Origin of the sequence: Salaquimonas pukyongi (assembly GCF_001953055.1) — a bacterium.
GTDB lineage: Bacteria > Pseudomonadota > Alphaproteobacteria > Rhizobiales > Rhizobiaceae > Salaquimonas > Salaquimonas pukyongi.
On sequence record NZ_CP019044.1, the window covers coordinates 1,662,811 to 1,682,264 of the forward strand.

Annotated in this window: 20 protein-coding genes and 1 pseudogene; 8 read left to right on the plus strand and 13 right to left on the minus strand. The window is 58.9% G+C overall.

Annotated features, from left to right (window positions below; genetic code table 11):
• Positions 1-3 precede the first annotated feature (3 nt).
• Positions 4-903 carry a LysR substrate-binding domain-containing protein gene (locus BVL55_RS08090; RefSeq protein ID WP_075996460.1) on the minus strand — a complete coding sequence of 300 codons (900 nt, stop codon included), beginning with the start codon at positions 901-903 and terminating at the stop codon, positions 4-6.
• Positions 904-1,064: 161 nt separating this feature from the next.
• Between BVL55_RS08090 and BVL55_RS08095 the strand changes: the two genes are divergently transcribed.
• Both BVL55_RS08095 and BVL55_RS08100 read left to right on the plus strand, forming a co-directional pair.
• Complete coding sequence (locus tag BVL55_RS08095; RefSeq protein ID WP_075998015.1) at positions 1,065-1,739, plus strand: hypothetical protein; 675 nt, start codon at positions 1,065-1,067, stop codon at positions 1,737-1,739.
• 66 nt (positions 1,740-1,805) lie between these two features.
• The gene (locus BVL55_RS08100) at positions 1,806-2,282 is read left to right on the plus strand and encodes a DUF4864 domain-containing protein (protein WP_083649441.1); all 477 of its coding nucleotides are present in this window, start codon (positions 1,806-1,808) and stop codon (positions 2,280-2,282) included.
• Positions 2,283-2,447: 165 nt separating this feature from the next.
• Here BVL55_RS08100 and tgt read toward each other — a convergent pair.
• The 5 genes and pseudogenes from tgt to coaD form a co-directional block, all read right to left on the minus strand.
• Positions 2,448-3,576, minus strand: a pseudogene (tgt, locus tag BVL55_RS08105) (tRNA guanosine(34) transglycosylase Tgt).
• On the minus strand, positions 3,573-4,646 hold the full coding sequence (queA, locus tag BVL55_RS08110) for a tRNA preQ1(34) S-adenosylmethionine ribosyltransferase-isomerase QueA (protein WP_075996461.1): 1,074 nt from the start codon (positions 4,644-4,646) through the stop codon (positions 3,573-3,575). Before queA ends, tgt begins: the two are co-directional and overlap by 4 nt.
• Positions 4,647-4,710: 64 nt before the next feature.
• Positions 4,711-5,181, minus strand: a complete 471-nt coding sequence (locus tag BVL55_RS08115; protein ID WP_075996462.1) for a peptidylprolyl isomerase — start codon at positions 5,179-5,181, stop codon at positions 4,711-4,713.
• Positions 5,182-5,235: 54 nt separating this feature from the next.
• Entirely contained in the window at positions 5,236-5,877 is a 642-nt protein-coding gene (locus tag BVL55_RS08120) for a peptidylprolyl isomerase (RefSeq protein WP_487391204.1), read from the minus strand.
• A 49-nt stretch (positions 5,878-5,926) separates the two neighbouring features.
• On the minus strand, positions 5,927-6,430 hold the full coding sequence (coaD, locus tag BVL55_RS08125; protein ID WP_075996463.1) for a pantetheine-phosphate adenylyltransferase: 504 nt from the start codon (positions 6,428-6,430) through the stop codon (positions 5,927-5,929).
• A gap of 253 nt (positions 6,431-6,683) precedes the next feature.
• On the opposite strand from coaD, the gene BVL55_RS17195 reads away from it, so the two are divergent.
• Positions 6,684-6,818: a hypothetical protein gene (locus tag BVL55_RS17195; protein ID WP_280161938.1), complete on the plus strand. Its 135-nt coding sequence runs from the start codon at positions 6,684-6,686 to the stop codon at positions 6,816-6,818.
• 147 nt (positions 6,819-6,965) lie between these two features.
• Entirely contained in the window at positions 6,966-8,030 is a 1,065-nt protein-coding gene (locus BVL55_RS08135; protein ID WP_075996465.1) for a hypothetical protein, read from the plus strand.
• Between the two features lie 7 nt (positions 8,031-8,037).
• Here the strand turns inward: BVL55_RS08135 and BVL55_RS08140 are convergent, their stop codons facing one another.
• Positions 8,038-8,661, minus strand: coding sequence for a LysE family translocator (locus BVL55_RS08140; protein ID WP_075996466.1), 624 nt, complete (start codon positions 8,659-8,661; stop codon positions 8,038-8,040).
• Positions 8,662-8,810: 149 nt separating this feature from the next.
• On the opposite strand from BVL55_RS08140, the gene BVL55_RS08145 reads away from it, so the two are divergent.
• Positions 8,811-9,422: a Crp/Fnr family transcriptional regulator gene (locus BVL55_RS08145; protein ID WP_075996467.1), complete on the plus strand. Its 612-nt coding sequence runs from the start codon at positions 8,811-8,813 to the stop codon at positions 9,420-9,422.
• Positions 9,423-9,449: 27 nt separating this feature from the next.
• On the opposite strand, the gene gyrA is transcribed toward BVL55_RS08145, so the two are convergent.
• A complete protein-coding gene (gene gyrA, locus BVL55_RS08150; RefSeq protein ID WP_244530638.1) occupies positions 9,450-12,209 on the minus strand; it encodes a DNA gyrase subunit A in 2,760 nt (919 codons plus the stop codon).
• Between the two features lie 443 nt (positions 12,210-12,652).
• Between gyrA and BVL55_RS08155 the strand changes: the two genes are divergently transcribed.
• Complete coding sequence (locus BVL55_RS08155; RefSeq protein ID WP_075996469.1) at positions 12,653-13,285, plus strand: MarC family protein; 633 nt, start codon at positions 12,653-12,655, stop codon at positions 13,283-13,285.
• A gap of 18 nt (positions 13,286-13,303) precedes the next feature.
• On the opposite strand, the gene BVL55_RS08160 is transcribed toward BVL55_RS08155, so the two are convergent.
• The gene (locus tag BVL55_RS08160) at positions 13,304-13,684 is read right to left on the minus strand and encodes a hypothetical protein (protein WP_211907220.1); all 381 of its coding nucleotides are present in this window, start codon (positions 13,682-13,684) and stop codon (positions 13,304-13,306) included.
• Between the two features lie 129 nt (positions 13,685-13,813).
• Here BVL55_RS08160 and BVL55_RS08165 point away from each other — a divergent pair, with 129 nt between their 5' ends.
• Together BVL55_RS08165 and BVL55_RS16480 are read left to right on the plus strand one after the other, a co-directional pair.
• Positions 13,814-14,773, plus strand: coding sequence for a cation diffusion facilitator family transporter (locus tag BVL55_RS08165; RefSeq protein ID WP_075996470.1), 960 nt, complete (start codon positions 13,814-13,816; stop codon positions 14,771-14,773).
• A gap of 73 nt (positions 14,774-14,846) precedes the next feature.
• Positions 14,847-15,248 (plus strand): hypothetical protein, encoded by a 402-nt coding sequence (locus tag BVL55_RS16480; RefSeq protein ID WP_075996471.1) that lies wholly within the window; start codon positions 14,847-14,849, stop codon positions 15,246-15,248.
• 54 nt (positions 15,249-15,302) lie between these two features.
• Here the strand turns inward: BVL55_RS16480 and BVL55_RS08175 are convergent, their stop codons facing one another.
• From BVL55_RS08175 to BVL55_RS08190, 4 genes are all read right to left on the minus strand, one after another.
• Entirely contained in the window at positions 15,303-15,878 is a 576-nt protein-coding gene (locus BVL55_RS08175; protein ID WP_156892473.1) for an alpha/beta hydrolase, read from the minus strand.
• A gap of 173 nt (positions 15,879-16,051) precedes the next feature.
• The gene (locus BVL55_RS08180; protein ID WP_083649442.1) at positions 16,052-16,498 is read right to left on the minus strand and encodes a DUF805 domain-containing protein; all 447 of its coding nucleotides are present in this window, start codon (positions 16,496-16,498) and stop codon (positions 16,052-16,054) included.
• A 172-nt stretch (positions 16,499-16,670) separates the two neighbouring features.
• Positions 16,671-18,530: a cation:proton antiporter domain-containing protein gene (locus BVL55_RS08185; protein ID WP_075996474.1), complete on the minus strand. Its 1,860-nt coding sequence runs from the start codon at positions 18,528-18,530 to the stop codon at positions 16,671-16,673.
• Positions 18,531-18,854: 324 nt separating this feature from the next.
• Positions 18,855-19,355 (minus strand): single-stranded DNA-binding protein, encoded by a 501-nt coding sequence (locus BVL55_RS08190; RefSeq protein WP_075996475.1) that lies wholly within the window; start codon positions 19,353-19,355, stop codon positions 18,855-18,857.
• Between the last annotated feature and the right edge of the window lie 99 nt (positions 19,356-19,454).

The following is a 19,454-nucleotide window of genomic DNA, read 5'->3' on the forward strand; positions in this document are numbered from 1 at the left end:
CCTTCAGTTTTCGGATACTGCCCGGGAAAGCAAAAACTCGCGAAAGGCTTCAATGCGCGGATCGCGCCGGTCCCGCAGTGGGGAAAGCAGGTAATAACCGGCACCACACGTCATGACATGATCATGGGCGAAAGCCAGGCTGCCGCTTGCAAGCTCTTCCGCCACAAGTTGATGGGGAAGGATGCCGACACCCCTGCCCGCGCGAACAGCTTCCACAATCATCTCGAACTGCGGCAGGACCAGTTCACGGCCCGGTCTGATTTCTTCGGTCGAGTGGCCCGCATCGCGCAGCCAAAGCTCCCAGGAAAGCGGCCGGGTTGCGTTGCGCAACAGCGGCGCGCCAGCCATCAGGGCTTTGAACGATCCATGGCGACCGGCAAGTTGCGGCGTGCAAACCGGACCGATTTTTTCCTGCATGAGAAAATCCGCCTGCATACCCGGCCAGGGCGGATCGCCCTGAACGATCAGGATATCTGCCTTGGCATCCTCCATTGCTGTATTGTCGAGAAAAGTGCGCGTTGCAAGATCGATGCCCGGGAAGGCATCGGTGAAGGCAAACAGATGCGGTGACAGCCAGCGCGCACAAAGCGTGGGATAGGTTGCGACCGTCAGCGAGCCAGCCAAATCGCGCCAGGACTGAAGCTTCAATGTTGCAATTTCAAGTGCCTCCAGAAGCGGGGAAACCGCTTCCAGATACGCTTCGCCTGCCGGGGAAAGGCGAACCCGCTGGCGCTCCCGCACGAAAAGCTGCTGGCCGCTTTGTTCCTCCAACACCCGAATCTGCCGCGAAATGGCACCCTGCGTCAGATTGAGTTCGCGGGCAGCCCGGGTGAAACTGCCGCAACGCGCTGCTGCCTCAAAGGCAATCAGCGAAGCTGAAGTGGGTATCGTACGGCGACTCATGATTTTTCCTGCTCAATTCGCCTGATTCATCCAGGGATTACACTGTTTTTGGGAAAGTTGATTATCTTTTATCATCAACTTGCCAAAAACCATGGTTTGTCAAGCGAGTCGCCGGGGGGTAACTTTCTTGATACCGATGGCGAAGCTGCATGGAGGACATCATGTGCGAAACCACCCAAACCCTTGGCGATCAGCGCAACATGCGGCAATGGCTGGCCGAAGGCGTTGATTCCTCCACCGTTCACCATTTCGTTCCCGGTCCGGGAATTAAAAAGCTCGACCTGAAATTCGACATCGGCGCCCTTCGCGAAGCGCTTGAGACCTGCCTTCAGCGCGTTGAAAGCCAGGGTGATTGGGCCGAACAGGGTTTTGGCGCGTTTTCCCTTACCCGCCGCCCCGGCGTTGAAACCGAAACCGCCAACGACCTTTCCGGCCGCTATTGGCTGAGAACGGCTGAAACCTATGAGGAAGAACCCCGCGAGGAACCGGTCGACGAATTCGCCTTTACCCAGTTCGTGCCGGAGTTTGCCGGAACCTATTTCGAGCACGTTCACAGCGAACTGGCAAAACGTTTCCCCATCGGCCGCATGCGGGTGCTTTCAAAAGGGCTTTACAACTGCAATTCCTGGCACCGCGACCCCGAACCGCGCCTGCACATCCCCATTCTCACCAATCCCGGCTCGCTGTTTATCGTCAACCACCACGTGACCCATCTGCCCGCCGACGGTTCGGTCTATTTTACCGACACAAGGGGGTATCACACCGCCTTGAACGGCGGGGAGACACGGCGGGTGCACATTGTCGCCGCCCTGCCCCAGGAAAGTTCTCCGCAATAAAAATGCAGCAAGGTGAAACTTTTTGCTCCGTGCCTGCGTATCCAGTACGGGAAGCCGGAGGACACCATGCAGAACAAACCGCCAAATCCGCCCTTTTTCGAGGATTTCAAGGCTGTCATTGTGGCGCTCGTCATCTTTGCGGCGGCGGGCCTCATCGGCATAAAGGCATTTGCACAGGACATGCCGGTGCCGGCCGCTGAAAGCAGCGCCACACAGGCGGTGATCGCAGACCAGCTTCAGGCCTTTCGCAGCAAGGACCATGCCCGCGCCTATTCCCATGCTGCCCCCAACATCAAGGGATATTTCGACACGGTCGACAAGTTCGCCGCCATGGTCTCCCGCGGCTATGGCGCAATCTACTCCTCCCGAAACCACGTCTTCGGGCGCAACACCATCATCAACAAAGAAATCTATCAGGAAGTGATCATCACCGACCGGCACGGCAACCAGTGGCAGGCCGTCTATACCTTAAAACAGCAGGAGGATGGCTCCTGGAAGATCACCGGCGTGAAGATGAACCCCTACAAGGGGGCGGCGGTTTAGAGCGTGTCCGGTTTAAATGGAATCGTTTAAGCCGGACAGGCTCCAGGGGAACTGGTTTCGTCATCCTCGGGCTTGTCCCGAGGATTTGCGTTGTCCCTGTCTGAGTGGGTTTACCAATAGGCCATCAGATCCTTGGCACACGGCCAGGGATGACGGTGGGAAATATCATACGGTCTCAATATCCCCCCTTGCCCAGCCTTCCTTGGTCTTGCCCTTGAAATTTTCAAAATCACCTGCCTCGATGGCGCTGCGCATGCCTGCCATCAACAACTGGTAATAGGCAAGATTGTTCCAGGTCAGCAGCATGCCCCCAGCGCCTCGCCGCATTTGACGAGATGGTGCAGATAGGCGCGCGAATAATCCCGCGCCGCAGGGCAATCGCTTGTCTCATCCAGCGGACGGGGGTCTTCTGCGTGCCGGGCATTTCTCAGATTGATCTTGCCATGGCGGGTATAGGCAAGACCGTGGCGGCCGGCCCTGGTCGGCATCACGCAGTCGAACATGTCGACGCCACGCGCAACGCTTTCAATGAGGTCATCGGGCGTTCCCACCCCCATCAGATAGCGCGGTCTGTCTTCGGGCATTGCCGGACAGGTCGTTTCAAGCATGCGCAGCATCACGTCCTGGGGTTCGCCCACAGCCAGCCCGCCAATGGCATACCCCTTTAAATTCATCGCCTTGAGGGCATTTGCCGACTCAACGCGCAAAGCAGGATCATCGCCCCCTGAACAATACCGAACATCGCCTTGCCGGGCTGCTCACCAAAGGCTGCCGCCGAGCGTTCAGCCCATCTTAGCGAAAGCTCCATGGCCCGTTTCATCTCGTCGCGCGAAGCGGGAAGCGCGATGCACTCGTCAAGCTGCATCTGGATATCAGACCCCAGCAACCCCTGAATTTCGATGGAGCGCTCGGGTGATAGAAAGAACTTCCGCCCGTCAATATGGGAGGTGAAGGTAACGCCGTCCTCCGTCAGCTTTCTGAGCGAAGCAAGCGACATGACCTGAAAGCCGCCCGAATCGGTCAGGATCGGCCCTTCCCAGCGGGCGAATTCATGCAGGCCGCCAAGCTTTGCCACCCGCTCGGCGCCCGGCCGTAACATCAGGTGATAGGTATTGCCCAAAATGATGTCGGCACCCAGGTCCCGAACCTGATCCATATACATCGCCTTGACCGTGCCGGCCGTGCCCACAGGCATGAAGGCGGGCGTGCGCACCGTGCCGCGCGGCATCGATATCTCGCCGCGCCGCGCCGTTTTGTCCGTGGCAATGAGGGTGAAGGTGAATTCGGCAGTCATGGCGCGCGGTATAACAGCGAGGCATCGCCATAGGAATAGAAGCGGTAGCCGTTTGATATTGCATGGGCATAGGCTGCCTGCATCCTCTCAAGCCCGCAGAAAGCAGAAACCAGCATCATCAGCGTTGAGCGCGGCAGGTGGAAATTCGTCATCAGCAAATCGGTGAAGCGGAAACGATAGCCCGGCGTGATGAAAATGTCCGTCGCCCCCTCCCAGCCATGCAGCCTGCCGGCTTCATCTGCAGCGCTTTCAAGCAAACGCAGCGAGGTCGTTCCCACGCTGACGATCCGCCCGCCCGCAGCCTTTACCGCATTGAGTGCTTCAGCGGTTTTTTCGCAGACATGGCCGCGCTCGAAATGCATCTTGTGGGCTGCAGTATCGTCCGCCTTGACCGGCAGAAACGTGCCTGCCCCCACATGCAGGGTGACGAAATGGCGCGCGATGCCTTTTGCGTCGAGCCGCTCGAAGAGTTCAGGCGTGAAATGAAGGCCCGCCGTGGGCGCTGCCACCGCCCCTTCCTCGCGGGCATAGATGGTCTGGTAGTCTTTCCGGTCGCGGGCATCTTCGGCGCGCTTTAGCGCAATGTAAGGCGGCAGGGGAACATGGCCTGCGCCATGCAGTGCCTCATCAAGCGCCGCGCCGGTGAGGTCGAAGGCAAGTTCGACCTCCCCATCAGCGCCCTTTTGCGTAACCGTCGCATCCAGCGCGCCCATCAGGCAGGCCGTATTGTCGTGACCAAAGCGCACCCGGTCGCCGGGCTTCAGCTTTTTGGCACCGCGCACAAAGGCTTTCCAGCGATTGCCGGACACGCGCAGGTGCAGCGTCGCACTGATCTGCGCGGTCGCCCCATCTCGGTTGCGAATGCCCTCAAGCTGGGCGGGAATGACCTTGGTATCGTTGAACACCAGCGCGTCGCCGGGCTCCAGCAGGTCCGGCAGATCGCGGGCGAGATGATCTGAAAGACCTTCTTCAGGGTGCACACGCAGCAGCTTTGCACGATCGCGCGGGCTGACCGGCCGCAGAGCGATCCGGTCTTCCGGCAGGTCGAAATCGAACAGGTCAACGCGCATCAGGGATACTCAAGAAAAAGGGCGGCTTGAACGCCGCCCCTGATACAGCAAATTGTGCTGAAAATTACAACGCACTCGCCACCTTCATGGAAACGATGGAATCGGGATCTTTCACCGGTTCGCCGCGCTTGATCTGGTCGACATTTTCCATGCCCTCGATGACCTGGCCCCAGACCGTGTATTGGCGGTTGAGAAAGGGCGCGTCCTCAAAGCAGATGAAAAACTGCGAGTTGGCGCTGTCCGGGTTCTGGGCGCGCGCCATGGAACAGGTGCCGCGCACATGGGGTTCCTCGTTGAACTCGGCTTTAAGGTCCGGCTTGGACGAACCGCCCGTGCCAATGCCGTGGGGGCAGCCGACCTGTGCCATGAACCCGTCAATCACCCGGTGAAAGACAATGCCGTCATAAAAGCCCTCGCCAGCCAGTTCCTTGATCCGCGCCACATGATTGGGCGCAAGATCGGGCCGCAGCTTGATAACAACCGGCCCTTTGGTGGTTTCCATGACGAGTGTGTTTTCCGGATCTTCGTAAGCCATGCCGGCCCCCTTTTCTTGACTGTTCCGCGTTTGATGCTTCGCGATTGACTGGCGTCAGCCGGCCTGTTCGGCAAGCGTCATTTTGATGATCTTGTCGGGCTCCGATACCATACCGTTCTGGCCGGTACCACGCTTGATCTTGTCCACATGCTCCATGCCGCCGACCACTTCTCCGATCACCGTATACTGGCCGTTGAGGAAGTCGCCATCGGCAAACATGATGAAGAATTGCGAATTGGCGGAATTGGGATCGGCAGCCCGTGCCATGCCCACTGTACCGCGCTTGAAGGGTTCACCGGTAAACTCCGCCTCGATATCCGGCAGGTCCGAACCGCCGGTCCCCGTTCCGGTCGGATCCCCGGTCTGGGCCATGAAACCGTCGATCACCCGGTGAAAGACGATGCCGTCATAAAAGCCCTTTCCAACCAGCGTCTTGATCTGCGCGACGTGTTTGGGCGCAAGATCGGGCCGGAGCCGGATCGTAACCCTGCCATCCTTCAAATCGAGATAGACCATATCTTCTTCCGCCTGCTCACTTGCAGCATTTGGCGCGTTCTGTCCGGTGGCAGGTTCAGACGTCGCCGGCGCCTCGGTTTTCGGCGTTTCACTCTGCGGCGCTTCGGGCGCTCCGTTGTTACAGGCGGCAAGGGCAAGCGCCAGCAAGGGCGCAGCAAGAAGCTTCAGCATTTTGGTCATCGAGTTCCTCGGGAGTACAAATGGGAGAAGTGTGTGGCCGGACGGCCGGTCAGGAGAGTTTTTGTTTGAGCGCCTTGTCGACCACCGCCGGCACAAAACCGGAAACATCGCCGCCCATGGAGGCGATCTGGCGCACAAGTGTGCCGGTAATATGGCCAAGCCCTGCCGATGCCGGTACGAAAACGGTCTGGACGTCCGGTGCCATGGCGCTGTTCATGCCCGCCATCTGCATTTCATAGTTGAAGTCGGTGGAATCGCGCAGGCCGCGCACCATCACCGTGGCACCGTTTTCCCGCGCGGCATTGACCACCAGCCCGGAAAACGAAATCACCGAAACCCGCCCGCTCACATCCACGCGTTCGCTGACGGACTGTTCGATCAGCTTTGCCCGCTCTTCAAAGGAGAACACCGGCTTCTTGCTCGCCTGCACACCGATTGCCACCACGACACGGTCTGCAAGCGCCAGCGCCTGCCGGATTACGTCCACATGGCCGTTGGTCAGCGGATCAAAGCTGCCCGCATAAAGTGCAATACGGATTTCTGCGTCACTCATGGGGCTCTTTTGTCACCCCTTAGCGCCAATCGCAACCGCAATTTCGCGGCGCGGGCTGCCCGCAGGATGTGACGGACCACACATCGCCGCCCCGCCGTTTCAACCAGTATCGGGGATGCTGCCAGCCTCAGTTCCGGCCGCGCCATGACCGATGAATGCACGATGAATGGAACTTTCCGCCGCCATTCACGTTGTAAGTGCAAGAAATGGCACTGAACTGAAGCAAAAGATGCATCAAATGCAGGAGATTTCCATGGTTTTGCTCATCACCGCCTTTTTCATGATCACCATCCTGTCCATCGCCGCCATCATGCGCCTTGAAAGCGAGAAACAGGCAGGCCGCGAGCGCCGCCTGAAGCGCCTCGACGACTATCGCTGGGTCGAATAAGCCCGCTTACGGCATGTAGCCCCCATTTGCCGTTTCGGCCTGTTTTTCTACAGGCTTGCCCCACTTTTTCGCAAGCTTGCGAGTGTCCCTTATTCCCATTGCCCCCTAAATGTGGTTCATCCATCGGGTTTTTGCCGGGAGCCCGAATTGATCTCCAAACTCGCCCACTGGTTTTACACCTGGAAACATCCGGTCACCACTCCGGCGGTGGAAAATCTTCAGTCCGCCTCCAAACGTGCCGCTGACGCCCTTGGCGGGAGCAAAACCGCCTTTCCCCACGTGCTTTACCCAACCAGCCGCGACATTCGTGTCAAGCCCCAAGGCACGTTGTCGCCGCTGATCCGCCTGGCAGGGCTTGTTCATGGCCGCCCGGTACACATTGCCCTCTGGCAGAACCAGGCAACAGGGGTATTGGGACCACTTGCCCGCAGCCGCAAATCAGCCCGCAAACCCCGGGTGCTGAAGGAAAACGCCATCCTCTTCTGGCAGTCCGGCAACAAGGCGCCAGGCAAGACAACCGGCGAGGCCCATGTACTCAAGATCAGCCTTGCCCACCGTTCCCATGCGCGGGAAATCCGCATGCTGAAAACCCTGTCCGCATTTAACGGTCTTGTCCCGAAGATCGAGGCCGCAGACCCAAACCTGCGCTGGATTGTGCTGGAGAAGATCGAGGCAGTACGCGAGCTCAGCGCGCCCGAACAGGCCGAATGCTATGTGGAGCAGATAGCGCCCGGCTATTTCGACTTCTGGGGATGCAGGACCAGGCCCGTCAGCCGCTATCTTGGCAGCCGCTGTCTTGGCACCATGGCAACGCCCGATGCGCTGGAAGCGGAAGCACGGCGCCTTGGCATCGAGCTGCCCGCGGGCTGGCAGAACGGATCGATGGACTGGTCGATTACCCATGGCGGCGGCATATGCGAGGAAATCCTGATAAGAACCGACGGGCGGCCCTGTCTTCTTGACTGGGAAAAGGCAACGCTGGCCCCCATTGGCGAAGACCTGCTGCAGGTCTTCGAGCACTGCCCGCAGATGACCTTGCGATTCTTCGACGGCATTTCAGTAGCCGGGGCACTGCCGGCCAAAGCCCAGCTTGCCATCGTTTTGTGCATGCGCAGTCTCGCAAAGCAAAAGCGAGCCAGAATCAATCCGAAAAGCGTTCGCTCCGACCGCATCTGCGCAGCCCATCTGGTTGCAGCAGAAAATACCCGCTGAGCGGATATCAGGCCGGTGAGCGCTTGAGAAAGGCCATCCAGATACCGCCGGCAACCAGCAATCCGCCGCTGAGCTTTTCAACCAGCCGCACACGGGTGCGTGTCAGCGCGGAGCCGGCTTTTCCAGCAAGCAGCGCATACAGGCTGTCGAAGATGGTGGCCACTGCCATGAAGGTGAGCCCATAAACTACCGATTGCCAGAACGGGCTTCCTGCTGCGGGATTGACGAATTGCGGCAAAAAGGCACCGAAAAACAGCAATGCCTTGGGGTTTGACCAGATTACCAGAACGCCCTGCCAGAAATAACCGATGCGCGGCGGCTTTACCGTGCCGGGATCGGCCAGCCTTCCATCGGACCTTAGCAGCGAAATGCCAAGCCAGATGAGATAGGCCGCACCCGCCAGCTTGATCCAGAAGAACCATTCCGCCATCATCCGCACCACCGATTCAAGGCCGAGCGCCACGATCAGCACCATCGGCAGCAGGCCGACCTGGGTGCCCAGCACGTTGAGCAGCCCCGCCCTTGCCCCGCCTCTCAGCGAATTGGCGATGATCACCGTTACCGTGGGACCGGGAACGATAACGATCACGAAACAGGCGAATGCGAAAACAAGCAGGGTCGGCAGGGTCATGGCAACAGCCTTTCACGATGGATGGCAGCAACCTGCGGGGACGGCAGTAACCTGCGGGCTTGCAGCAGCAGGCCACACCTGCTTAGAAGGTTCACTGTAGAACCAGAACGCTACACAGCAAGCCTTCACCCGACAAGACGAAAAACGCGATGAACCTGTTCGAAAATCCGGTTTTCCTTACCCTGTTGGTGGCGGGCGTATTCGCCATTGGCGGCCTGTTTGCACGGCGGGCATTGAGCATGCGGCTTTTCTTGCTTGGTGCCGGCATCGCCGCTGCCCTTGCCGCCTGGTTTTCACAGAGCATGGCCCTTGCGGCCATCGCCGGTGCCGCCATCGCGGTAAATCTTTTCCGGATCTACGAAATTCACAACACCTCGCGCCGCATCCGCCACATCCGCCACTATGGATACAACGTTTCCGATCTGCGCAAATACATGCGCCCGGCATCCTTCAGCGCCGGGCAGACCATTTTCGAAAAAGGCGACCCCGCAGACCGGCTTTACCTGGTCGATGAAGGCACGGTGGCGATCGACAATGGCGCGAAAGTCGAAAAGGACGGCCTCTTGGGCGAAGTCGGCCTGTTTACCCGCTCCGCCAGCCGCTCCATGGGCGCAAGGGCACTGGGCGATGTGAAGCTGCGCATGCTGGGGGCAGAGGAAGTTAGCAGGCTTTGCCTCGACGACCCGGAATTTGCCTATGCACTGGCCCAGATCATGGCAACGCGGATGAGCGAGAATCTGCAGCAATTGGACAAAGACTGAACGCCGGTTCGATCACCGTCCGCCAGATCAACTCTCTGCATCGCCCTCCGGTGCCACATCCTGGTCCGGTGCCCCGTCGTCGCCGCCGGTTGCAACCTGTGCATCGGCCTCTCCGCCGGGTTCAACCATACCCGCCTCCTCGGGCAGCAGGTCCTCGTCCTCGTCATCGGCTTCGCTGACGCGCTCGACGGAAACGACTTCCTCGCCCTCCGCCGTCTTGAACACGGTAACGCCCTGGGTGGAGCGCCCGGCAATGCGAATATCAACGACCGGGCAGCGGATCAACTGGCCGCCATCGGTCACCAGCATGATCTGGTCGGTTTCCTCGACCGGGAAGGAGGAAACAAGCTGGCCATTGCGCTCGTTGACCACCATGGCGGCAATGCCCTTTCCGCCGCGGCCGGAAACCCGGTATTCATGGCTTGAGGAGCGCTTGCCGAACCCTTTTCTGGAAAGCGTGAGGATGAACTGTTCGCGCTCGCGCATGACCTGGTAGCGTTCTTCCGAAAGCACCTGTTCGTCGTCGCCTTCTTCCACTTCCACCGGCTCCGGCACTTCGCCCGATTCGGCGGCAAGCTCTGCCCGCCGGCGCTTCAGATAGGCTGTGCGTTCCCATGCCTCGGCCTGCGAGGGATTGAGGATGGTCATCGAGATAACCGTATCGCCATCCGCCAGGTTGATGCCGCGCACACCCACAGAATTACGCCCGGTGAACACCCGCACATCGGTAACGGGAAAGCGGATGCACTGCCCCCGTGCGCTGGTCAGCAACACGGTGGCGTCCTCCGTACAGGTTTCCACCCCGACAATGCCGTCGCCACCGTCGAGCTTCATGGCGATTTTGCCGTTGCGGTTTACCTGAATGAAGTCGGAAAGCTTGTTGCGCCGCACCGTGCCGCGCCGCGTGGCGAACATGATGTCCAGATCTTCCCAGCTTGCCTCGTCTTCGGGCAGCGGCATGGTCTTGGTAATGCGTTCATCGGCCTGCAGCGGCAGCAGGTTGACGAGTGCCTTGCCGCGCCCCTGAGGGGCTGCCAGCGGCAGTTTCCACACTTTCATTTTGTAGACGATGCCGCGCGAGGAGAAAAACAGGATCGGCGTATGGGTATTGGCGACGAACAGCCGGGTGACGAAATCCTCGTCCTTGGTCGACATGCCCGAGCGGCCCTTGCCGCCGCGCCGCTGCGCCCGGTAGGTGTCGAGCGGCACACGCTTGATGTAACCGGCATGGGAAACGGTGACGACCATCTCCTCACGGGCGATCAGGTCCTCATCCTCCATGTCGAAATCGCCCTCGGCGATCTCCGTGCGGCGCGGGGTGGCAAACTCGTCGCGCACAGCGGCAAGTTCATCCTTGATGATCGTCATCACCCGCTCGCGGGAAGAGAGGATATCAAGATAGTCGGCGATCTCGTCACCCAGCTTGTGCAGCTCTTCTGAAATCTCGTCGCGGCCAAGCGCCGTCAGCCGCTGCAGGCGCAGATCGAGAATGGCGCGGGCCTGTTCCTCGGAAAGGAAATAGGTCCCGTCATCGTTCAGCCGGTGCTTGGGATCATCGATCAGTTCCACCAGCGGCGCCACGTCTTTTGCTTCCCAGCGCCGCTCCATCAACTGCGCGCGGGCCGTCGCCGGGTCCGGCGCGTGGCGGATCAACTTGATTACCTCGTCGATATTGGCAACCGCAATTGCCAGGCCAACCAGGATATGGGCGCGGGTGCGCGCCTTGTTGAGCAGGAACTTGGTACGCCGCGTTACCACTTCCTCGCGGAAGGCAACAAAGGCGCGCAGCAGATCGAGCAGGTTTAGCTGCTCCGGCTTTCCCCCATTAAGCGCCACGAAGTTGCAGCCGAAGGAAGTCTGCAGCGGCGTAAAGCGGTAGAGCTGGTTCAACACCACATCGCCCACCGCATCGCGCTTTAGTTCAATGACCACCCGGTAGCCGGAGCGGTCGGATTCATCGCGAATATCGGAAATGCCCTCAAGCCGCTTGTCGCGCACCAGTTCAGCGATCTTCTCGATCATCGAGGCCTTGTTCACCTGATAGGGAACTTCGGTGACGATGATTGCCTGACGCTCGCCGCGCAGCGTCTCAATCTCAGCCTTGCCCCGCATGATGACCGAGCCGCGCCCGGTCTCGTAGGCCGAACGGATGCCGGAACGCCCCAGAATGATGCCACCCGTTGGAAAGTCCGGCCCCGGAACGATCTCCATCACCGAAGCAAGATCGATTGCCGGATTGTCGATCAGCGCGATGCAGCCATCGATCACCTCGCCCAGATTGTGCGGCGGAATGTTGGTCGCCATGCCGACGGCAATGCCGCCCGCCCCATTGACCAGCAGATTGGGAAATCTCGCCGGAATGACCACCGGCTCGCGCTCTGAATTGTCGTAATTGTCCTGAAAATCGACCGTATCCTTGTCGAGATCGGACAAAAGCTCGTGCGCGGGCTTGGCAAGGCGCGACTCGGTGTAGCGCATGGCCGCAGCCTTGTCGCCATCGATCGAGCCGAAATTGCCCTGGCCGTCGATCAGCGGCACACGCAGGGAAAAGTCCTGCGCCATGCGCACCAGCGAATCGTAGATCGCTGAATCCCCGTGCGGGTGATATTTACCGATAACGTCACCGACGATGCGTGCCGACTTGCGGTACGGCTTGTTCCAGTCATAGCCGTTTTCATGCATCGAATAGAGGATGCGCCGGTGCACCGGCTTCAACCCGTCACGGGCATCCGGCAAGGCCCGGCTGACGATCACGCTCATCGCATAATCGAGATAGGACTTGCTCATCTCCTCGATGATGGAGACCGGCTTGATGTCCGATGAACCGCCCGGTTCGCCGCCGCCGCCATCACCCGGCGGATTGGGTATGTTGGTTTCGTCCGACAAAGACTGGAACCCCGTTAAAATGCAGTACGATCTTCTATCAGATAGGCGCTCGAAAGCCAAGTTTAGCCTTGATTTTCGGGGTTATTTTTTATTTATTTTTCAACACCTTATCTAAATCTAGCGCCTCACCTGGCAGCAAGGGCCGGATTTGGCGCTGCTTTGCGGTTTTTGCGCAGAATCGCACAGCCTTTCGACAGCGTTAAACAGGTTTCCAGGCCTTGAAAACACCCCGCCGTGAAATGCCTGTAACCCGTTTCCATAGGCCTTCCCGGCTGATATACCCGGTTGGCATTCCGGCAGCTATTTGCGCTATCGGTTTCGCCCTGGCGGAAGTTGGAGGGGAAATGCTCGATTTCGACATCATTTTGAATGCCTTCGTGACGCTGGCCGTTACCATCGACCCGCCGGGCCTGGCGCCGATCTTTCTGGCCCTGACGTCGGGCATGAACCGCACCCAGCGTTATTCCGTTGCCCTGCGCAGCGTGGCGATTGCCTTCGGTGTGCTGGTAGCCTTTGCGCTGGCCGGCATTGTAGTGCTCGACACGATGGGCATTACCATCCACGCCTTTCGCGTGGCCGGCGGATTGCTGCTGTTCTACATCGCCATCGAAATGGTCTTTGAAAAGCGCCAGGAGCGCCATGAAAAGTCTTCCCAAACCGCCATCACCAAGGACCAGATTGCCAACATCGCCGCCTTCCCGCTTGCCATTCCGCTGATTGCCGGGCCTGGCGCCATTTCCGCGACCATTCTGCTGGCAACCGATCTGGGGCATGAATGGCAACCGACCATGCTGCTGCTTGGCGTCATTGTCCTGGTGCTGCTGCTGGTCCTGCTTGCCTTCGTGGCAGCAGAATTCCTCGACAAATATCTCGGTGCGACCGGACGGACCATTTTAACCCGTCTGCTCGGTGTGCTGCTGGCAGCGCTCGCCGTCCAGTTCGTCGCAGACGGGGCGCTGGCGCTGTTTGCCGGCTGATTTTGCAAGCGTCTGGCGCTATTTCGGCAGTTCAAGCGTGAATTCACGCCCCCCGAACCCGTGTACGCTGTCGCGCGCCCGTATGACGACTTCCGTCACCCCGCCGGGGATGACGACACCGGAAAGCGAACGGGTAAAGGGCTGCTCGTCCACATGAGGATGCAGCAATTCGCGCGTGCCGTAGACCGTGCCGTGCGGGCCCACCACTTCCCACGCATCGGCATAATGCTCCCAGCCGGTGTCCTGATGGGCCACCGTCACGTCGAAATGCCAGCCCTCCCCGCTCTTGCGCGCCTTGACCTCAACGACATCGGCTTGTCCGGCAAAAGCCGACACGCTCCAGCACAACAGGATTGCACCAGCCACGCCGAAAACGCGCCCATGGGATTTCATCTTCATCGCTAACTCCACTTCCATCGGTTCGCACCCGGTTCGCGCCATCGTTTCGCGGCGACGGCAGGGTTTCGTTCCATGGCGCGACGGGTTATGGCATTAGAAACTGTTGGCAATAAGGGAACAAATCACAACATGGCGAGCGGGTCGAAAAAGGTCATCTATGCGGCGCTGGCCGGCAACGGATTGATTGCCATCACCAAATTCTTTGCTGCTTCCATTACCGGTTCTTCGGCCATGCTGTCGGAGGGTATCCACTCCCTGGTCGATACCGGCAATCAGGGACTGCTGCTGTACGGCATGAAACGGTCGGCCAAACCCGCCGACAAGGAGCATCCCTTCGGCTATGGCGCGGAACTTTATTTCTGGGCTTTTGTCGTTGCCATCCTGATTTTTGCCATCGGCTCGGGCATCTCCCTGTATGAAGGCATCAAGAAGGTCCTCGACCCCCACGTCATCAGCGATCCTTCGATCAACTACATCGTTCTGGCGCTGGCCATGGTGTTTGAGGGCGTTGCCTGGTGGATTGCCTACAAGGAATTTGCCGCCATCAAGGGCAATCGCAGCCTGTTTGAGGCCGTTCGCCAGTCAAAGGATCCAACGGTGTTCACCGTCCTGTTTGAGGACACTGCCGCCATGGCGGGGCTGATCGTCGCCTTTGCCGGCATTTTCCTGGCACAGTATCTGGCCATCCCGGAACTGGACGGCGTCGCCTCCATTTTGATCGGCGTCATACTGGGAATTACCGCCGTTCTCCTGGCTGTGGAGACCAAGGGCCTGCTGATCGGCGAAGCTGCCGCGCCGGAACTTGCGGCCTGGGTCAGCGAACAGGTTGACGCAGCTGAGGGCGTTGACCGGCTCAACGAGATCAGAACGCTGCATCGCGGCCCCCGCGACGTGCTGCTGGCCGTTTCCATCGATTTCAAGAACAACCTGACCGTCGGCAAGGTGGAAAACATCATCTACAAGCTGGAACTGGCGATCAAGGAGCGTTTTCCCGAGATCAAGCGCCTCTATATCGAAGTCCAGAACAAGCGCCACCACGCCGAGGAAGTGCGCAAGGCGGCGGCGGCGCGAAAACGCGAGGCGCGTTAAAACAAAAAGATTTGCCAAAACTCCCCTGCAGGGTTCAAATAATCAACGCAAATACAAGAATGGGAGCAACGCCATGAACCACAATGCTACCAAATCGATTTGTCTTGCCGCCGCAATCTCTCTTGGTCTTGCTGGCACGGCTGCAGCCTTTTCTATCAGTTTCAGTTGGGGAAATCTCAAGAAATGCACCAGCGGCAATCCCAACCGCGTCGCAAATCCCACATTCAAACTTCGCAGCGTCCCAGATGGTACAGCGAAAATCCGCTTCAAGATGAAGGATCTAAATGTACCAAGCTACAATCATGGTGGCGGCACCGTGAAATACTCCGGTGGTTCGACGATTGCTCCCGGTGCATTCAAATACAAGAGCCCCTGCCCGCCAAGCGGCTCACACAACTATGAATGGTCGGCGACTGCGCTCGATTCGAAAGGCAAGAAACTTGGCCAAGCCAAGGCGCGCAAGCGTTATCCTTGATTTTTCCTGCTGTTGACAACAAGACGCGCCGCAAAGCACCGCCTGACTTTCCGTTCAGCCGCTGTTGATCTGGGAAATGACGCGGCGGTGCATGCGCGGATGATTGCCGCTGTCGATATGGCCTGTATCGAGTTCCACCGCGCCCATGCGGGTGCTGGAATTGCCGCCGGCCCGCCGCAGTTTCTTTCGCGTGCATCCGGAATTGGAACAGATAAAGCTGTCGGCCTTCTTCACGTTGTTCTGCACCGCGGCCATGTTGCCGCCCTCGATCGCCGCCAGGTAATGAACCTTGACGCCATTGCGTGCCAGCTGCGAGGCGATATTGGCGACCGCATTGGCGCCCTGGCTGATGCCGACCAGTGAAATCTGGGTCGATGGATCGCGCTTGTAGGCTTTGGTGGCATCGCTGATGATGCCGTTGATGGCAGCCTGTGAAACGCTGCCGGAAAACTTGAAGTGCCGCGCATAGGGAATTTTCTTCGACAAATTGGTCAACCCATACCCGAATGCCTTGGAGAACAGCCCGTTGACCAGATAAACCTTCTTGGGCGCGGCCATCGCCTCACCCGAAGCAAGAACCGCCACGAGCAAAAGGGCTGCGGCAAAAGAAACCATATGCTTGAATGGCATTCCCATACTCCTTCATAATGCCCTGCCGGCGTCCGCCGCATGGCACTGTGTTCAGGGCGCAAACGGGCATATTCTCCCGAATCCGCCATGCAGAACCTGCGGGCAGCAGGTTGCAAAATCAACCCCGGATGGCAACTCGCAAGGTTGGCTGTCTGCGCATGTCTGCTGTAGCGTCAGCCGTACCGGTTTGGCTCTTTCGGGCCCTTGCGCAAAATCCAGTAAAGAAGCGGCAAAAAAATGACTGCCGCCGCTGCCATATGCGTATAGCCCACGCCCCATTCTGGGAAATATAAAAATCCCGCCAGCACGATCAGCAGGGGCAGTCCCAGCAGGGCCCACCAGCCGCTGCGGTCGTGATCGTGTACCCGGCGCGCTGAAAGGGCCAGGAAGGGCAGCACCGCAAAGGCAAAGACGGCCATGTCCAGGGTAATGCCCTCGCGCACTTCGCCAGGCAGGTAGCATATCCAGTTTTCATTGATCAGGCACAGATTGGGCGCCAGCCAGGTTTCATCGACCCAGGCCGCCAGCAGCCAGAGTCCCAGCGCAAGGGGAATGAACTGCAAAAACTTCGCCCGCTTCACCCGGCCGGCAAACGAATACAATCTTGTCAGTTTCTTCATCCAGCAAAAATCCCGGGTCCCATCGCGGAACGCACCACATTCCTCGCCTTACAAACGGATTCCCCCGCATTTGGCAAGCTGATAGAACCACCAATCTGTTCCGGCAGAATATCAGGCATTGGCCTCGCTCAGATTAAATCCCGGATAGATTTAAAAGACCGGTATGGGCAGCCTACTTCCGTGCCATTATCTTTTTCATCCTGGCGGCCAATTCCTTTTCCCAGTCCACCCTCATTTCACGGACCTTTGCGATATAGGTCTCGTTTTCAATTGCCGGTATGTCGGGATCGTAATGCTGGGCGGCGGTGAGCATGAATTTCCGGTCGGTTTCGTCAAAGGCCAGCTTCATGTCATCGGCCTGCTTTCTGCTCGCGCCCAAGGCTTCAAACGCCGAACGCCCCATGCGCAGCGAGCTGTCATAGGTTTCCCGGACGATGTCGCGGCAGCCGACCGCCCACAATTCGTAGACATGGTTGCGGTCTACCGCCCTGGCAACCACGTGCACATGCGGATGGGTTTTGTAAACATATTTGACCAGTTCGGTGATCTGGTCCTTGTCATCGATTGCAATCACCAGCAGCTTTGCCTCGTCGATCCCCGCCGAATGCAGCATGTCGGGACGCGTGGCATCGCCATAATAGGCCTTGATCCCGAACCGGCTCAGCATGTCGAGCTGTTTTGCGCTGTAGTCGATAACCGTCGAGGAATAGCCCGCCCCGCTCAGCATGCGGCTGACAATACCGCCAACGCGTCCATAGCCGGCGATGATGATATGATTGCTTTCCTCGATTTCGTCTGCCTCGCGCTCAAACGCCACAGCATAGCGCGGAGCAATCAGCCGGTCATACACAATGAACAGCAGGGGCGTGAGCAGCATCGAGAGCGCCACGATCAACAAGAGCTGATCGGCGATCGAGGCCGGAATGACATTGTTGGCGACGGTAAACGACAGCAGCACAAACCCGAATTCGCCAGCTTGCGCGAGGCCCAGCCCGAACAGCCACTTGTCGGCACCCTCCAGCCCGAACAATCTGGCCAGCACCAAGAGAACCCCCGCCTTGACCGCTATCAATCCCAGGGTCAGTGCGAAGATCGAACCGGGATTTTCCGTCAGCAATGCAAAGTCGATGCCTGCGCCAACGGTCATGAAAAACAGGCCGAGCAGCAGGCCCTTGAACGGATCGATATCCGATTCCAGCTCATGGCGGTATTCGCTGTTTGCCAGCACCACACCGGCCAGGAAGGTTCCCAGCGCAGGCGAAAGACCAACCAGTGACATCAGCAACGCAATCCCAACCACCATCATCAGGGCCGTGGCGACGAACAATTCACGCAGGTTTGCAGCAGCAATAAACCGGAAAACCGGACTGGTCAGAAAACTGCCGCCAAGAATGACCGCTGCAACCGCGCCAGTCGTTACCAGCGCGGTCTGCCAGCCCGAAAGACCGTCAACCAGGCTCATGGCAGCGCCATGATCGCCCTCTGCGCCCGTGGCATGTGTGACGACGGGATCGACCCCCGACATTGCCAGCAGCGGAATTAGGGCGAGCATGGGAATGACGGCAATGTCCTGAAACAGCAGGACGGAAAAACTGGACTGCCCGCCATCGCTCTTCATAAGCCCTTTTTCATTGAGCGTTTGCAGCACGATCGCGGTTGAGGAAAGCGCCAGCACAAGGCCGATGGCAAGGGATATTTTCCAGGGTTCGCCGAGCAGCATGGCGATGCCCATGATGGCAGCCGCCGTGATGAAAACCTGTCCGCCGCCCAGCCCCAGCAGCTTGGAGCGCATCGACCAAAGCATCTTCGGTTCAAGTTCAAGACCGACCAGAAACAGCATCATCACCACGCCGAATTCGGCAAAGTGCTGAATGGAAACGACGTCGACATTCAAAATGGCAAGCAGGGGGCTTATTGCTATGCCGGCAATCAAATAGCCCAGCACCGATCCAAGGCCCAGGCGCGATGCCAGGGGTACAGCCACGACGCCTGCGATCAGGAACACGAACGCCAGCAACAGAAAATCCGTCATTGGTTCAGAACCTCCCCTGCCGCTTCCCGGCAGTCCTTCCTCCCGCAACCGGCTCCCGCCAGCGGCCATGCATTCTTGTTGGTGCGCATTCCGTTAAACGCCTAACACCACCCGCCCTGCTCTACCAGTCCTGCACCCATCCACACACTGGCCGGACAGTCCGGCAATACACGAGTATAATCCACCGGATACTGGCGGTGGCCGGCACACAAAAGCCTCCCCTCATGGCCACACAACGAGCCCAATTCCGCCAAGACACAGCTTTTGGAGGGGCACGGCACGTCAGGGTTTAGGATAAAGTCCCTTGGATCAGGCGGACGTGAATCAGAACGGGATTTCGTCGTCGAAATCGTTCGAGCCGCCACCGCCGAAACTCGGGCCGGACTGGCCGAAATCCGATCCGCCGCCGGAGCTTCCGCCCTGGGAGCTGCCACCGCCCGAACCGCCGCCGTAATTTCCGCCGCCGCCATCACCGCGCCCGTCCAGCATGGTGAGGCTGGAATTGAAGCCCTGCAGCACCACCTCGGTGGTATAGCGGTCCTGGCCCGACTGGTCCTGCCACTTGCGGGTCTGCAACTGGCCTTCCAGATACACTTTGGAGCCTTTCTTCAGATATTGCTCGACAATCTTGCAGAGCCCCTCGTTAAAGATCACCACACGGTGCCATTCGGTTTTTTCACGCCGTTCGCCGGTATTCTTGTCGCGCCAGCTATCTGATGTTGCCACCGACAGATTGGCAATCGGGCGGCCATCCTGGGTACGCCGGATTTCCGGATCCGCTCCCAGATTGCCGACCAGAATAACCTTGTTGACACTGCCTGCCATGAATGAACTCCCTGATTGCCTTCCCGGCTGCTATTGCCCGCTGATATGCACATTGAAATTGTGCAAAACACCATGGACGGTCAGGCCAGCCGCCTGATC

Excerpts from the sequence above, each read along its gene's own strand:
- BVL55_RS08090 (WP_075996460.1), bottom strand. The coding sequence starts at position 903 with ATGAGTCGCCGTACGATACCCACTTCAGCTTCGCTGATTGCCTTTGAG.
- BVL55_RS08095 (WP_075998015.1), top strand. The coding sequence starts at position 1,065 with ATGTGCGAAACCACCCAAACCCTTGGCGATCAGCGCAACATGCGGCAA.
- BVL55_RS08100 (WP_083649441.1), top strand. The coding sequence starts at position 1,806 with ATGCAGAACAAACCGCCAAATCCGCCCTTTTTCGAGGATTTCAAGGCT.
- queA (WP_075996461.1), bottom strand. The coding sequence starts at position 4,646 with ATGCGCGTTGACCTGTTCGATTTCGACCTGCCGGAAGACCGGATCGCT.
- BVL55_RS08115 (WP_075996462.1), bottom strand. The coding sequence starts at position 5,181 with ATGGCTTACGAAGATCCGGAAAACACACTCGTCATGGAAACCACCAAA.
- BVL55_RS08120 (WP_487391204.1), bottom strand. The coding sequence starts at position 5,877 with ATGACCAAAATGCTGAAGCTTCTTGCTGCGCCCTTGCTGGCGCTTGCC.
- coaD (WP_075996463.1), bottom strand. The coding sequence starts at position 6,430 with ATGAGTGACGCAGAAATCCGTATTGCACTTTATGCGGGCAGCTTTGAT.
- BVL55_RS17195 (WP_280161938.1), top strand. The coding sequence starts at position 6,684 with ATGGTTTTGCTCATCACCGCCTTTTTCATGATCACCATCCTGTCCATC.
- BVL55_RS08140 (WP_075996466.1), bottom strand. The coding sequence starts at position 8,661 with ATGACCCTGCCGACCCTGCTTGTTTTCGCATTCGCCTGTTTCGTGATC.
- BVL55_RS08145 (WP_075996467.1), top strand. The coding sequence starts at position 8,811 with ATGAACCTGTTCGAAAATCCGGTTTTCCTTACCCTGTTGGTGGCGGGC.
- gyrA (WP_244530638.1), bottom strand. The coding sequence starts at position 12,209 with ATGAGCAAGTCCTATCTCGATTATGCGATGAGCGTGATCGTCAGCCGG.
- BVL55_RS08155 (WP_075996469.1), top strand. The coding sequence starts at position 12,653 with ATGCTCGATTTCGACATCATTTTGAATGCCTTCGTGACGCTGGCCGTT.
- BVL55_RS08160 (WP_211907220.1), bottom strand. The coding sequence starts at position 13,684 with ATGAAGATGAAATCCCATGGGCGCGTTTTCGGCGTGGCTGGTGCAATC.
- BVL55_RS08165 (WP_075996470.1), top strand. The coding sequence starts at position 13,814 with ATGGCGAGCGGGTCGAAAAAGGTCATCTATGCGGCGCTGGCCGGCAAC.
- BVL55_RS16480 (WP_075996471.1), top strand. The coding sequence starts at position 14,847 with ATGAACCACAATGCTACCAAATCGATTTGTCTTGCCGCCGCAATCTCT.
- BVL55_RS08175 (WP_156892473.1), bottom strand. The coding sequence starts at position 15,878 with ATGCCATTCAAGCATATGGTTTCTTTTGCCGCAGCCCTTTTGCTCGTG.
- BVL55_RS08180 (WP_083649442.1), bottom strand. The coding sequence starts at position 16,498 with ATGAAGAAACTGACAAGATTGTATTCGTTTGCCGGCCGGGTGAAGCGG.
- BVL55_RS08185 (WP_075996474.1), bottom strand. The coding sequence starts at position 18,530 with ATGACGGATTTTCTGTTGCTGGCGTTCGTGTTCCTGATCGCAGGCGTC.
- BVL55_RS08190 (WP_075996475.1), bottom strand. The coding sequence starts at position 19,355 with ATGGCAGGCAGTGTCAACAAGGTTATTCTGGTCGGCAATCTGGGAGCG.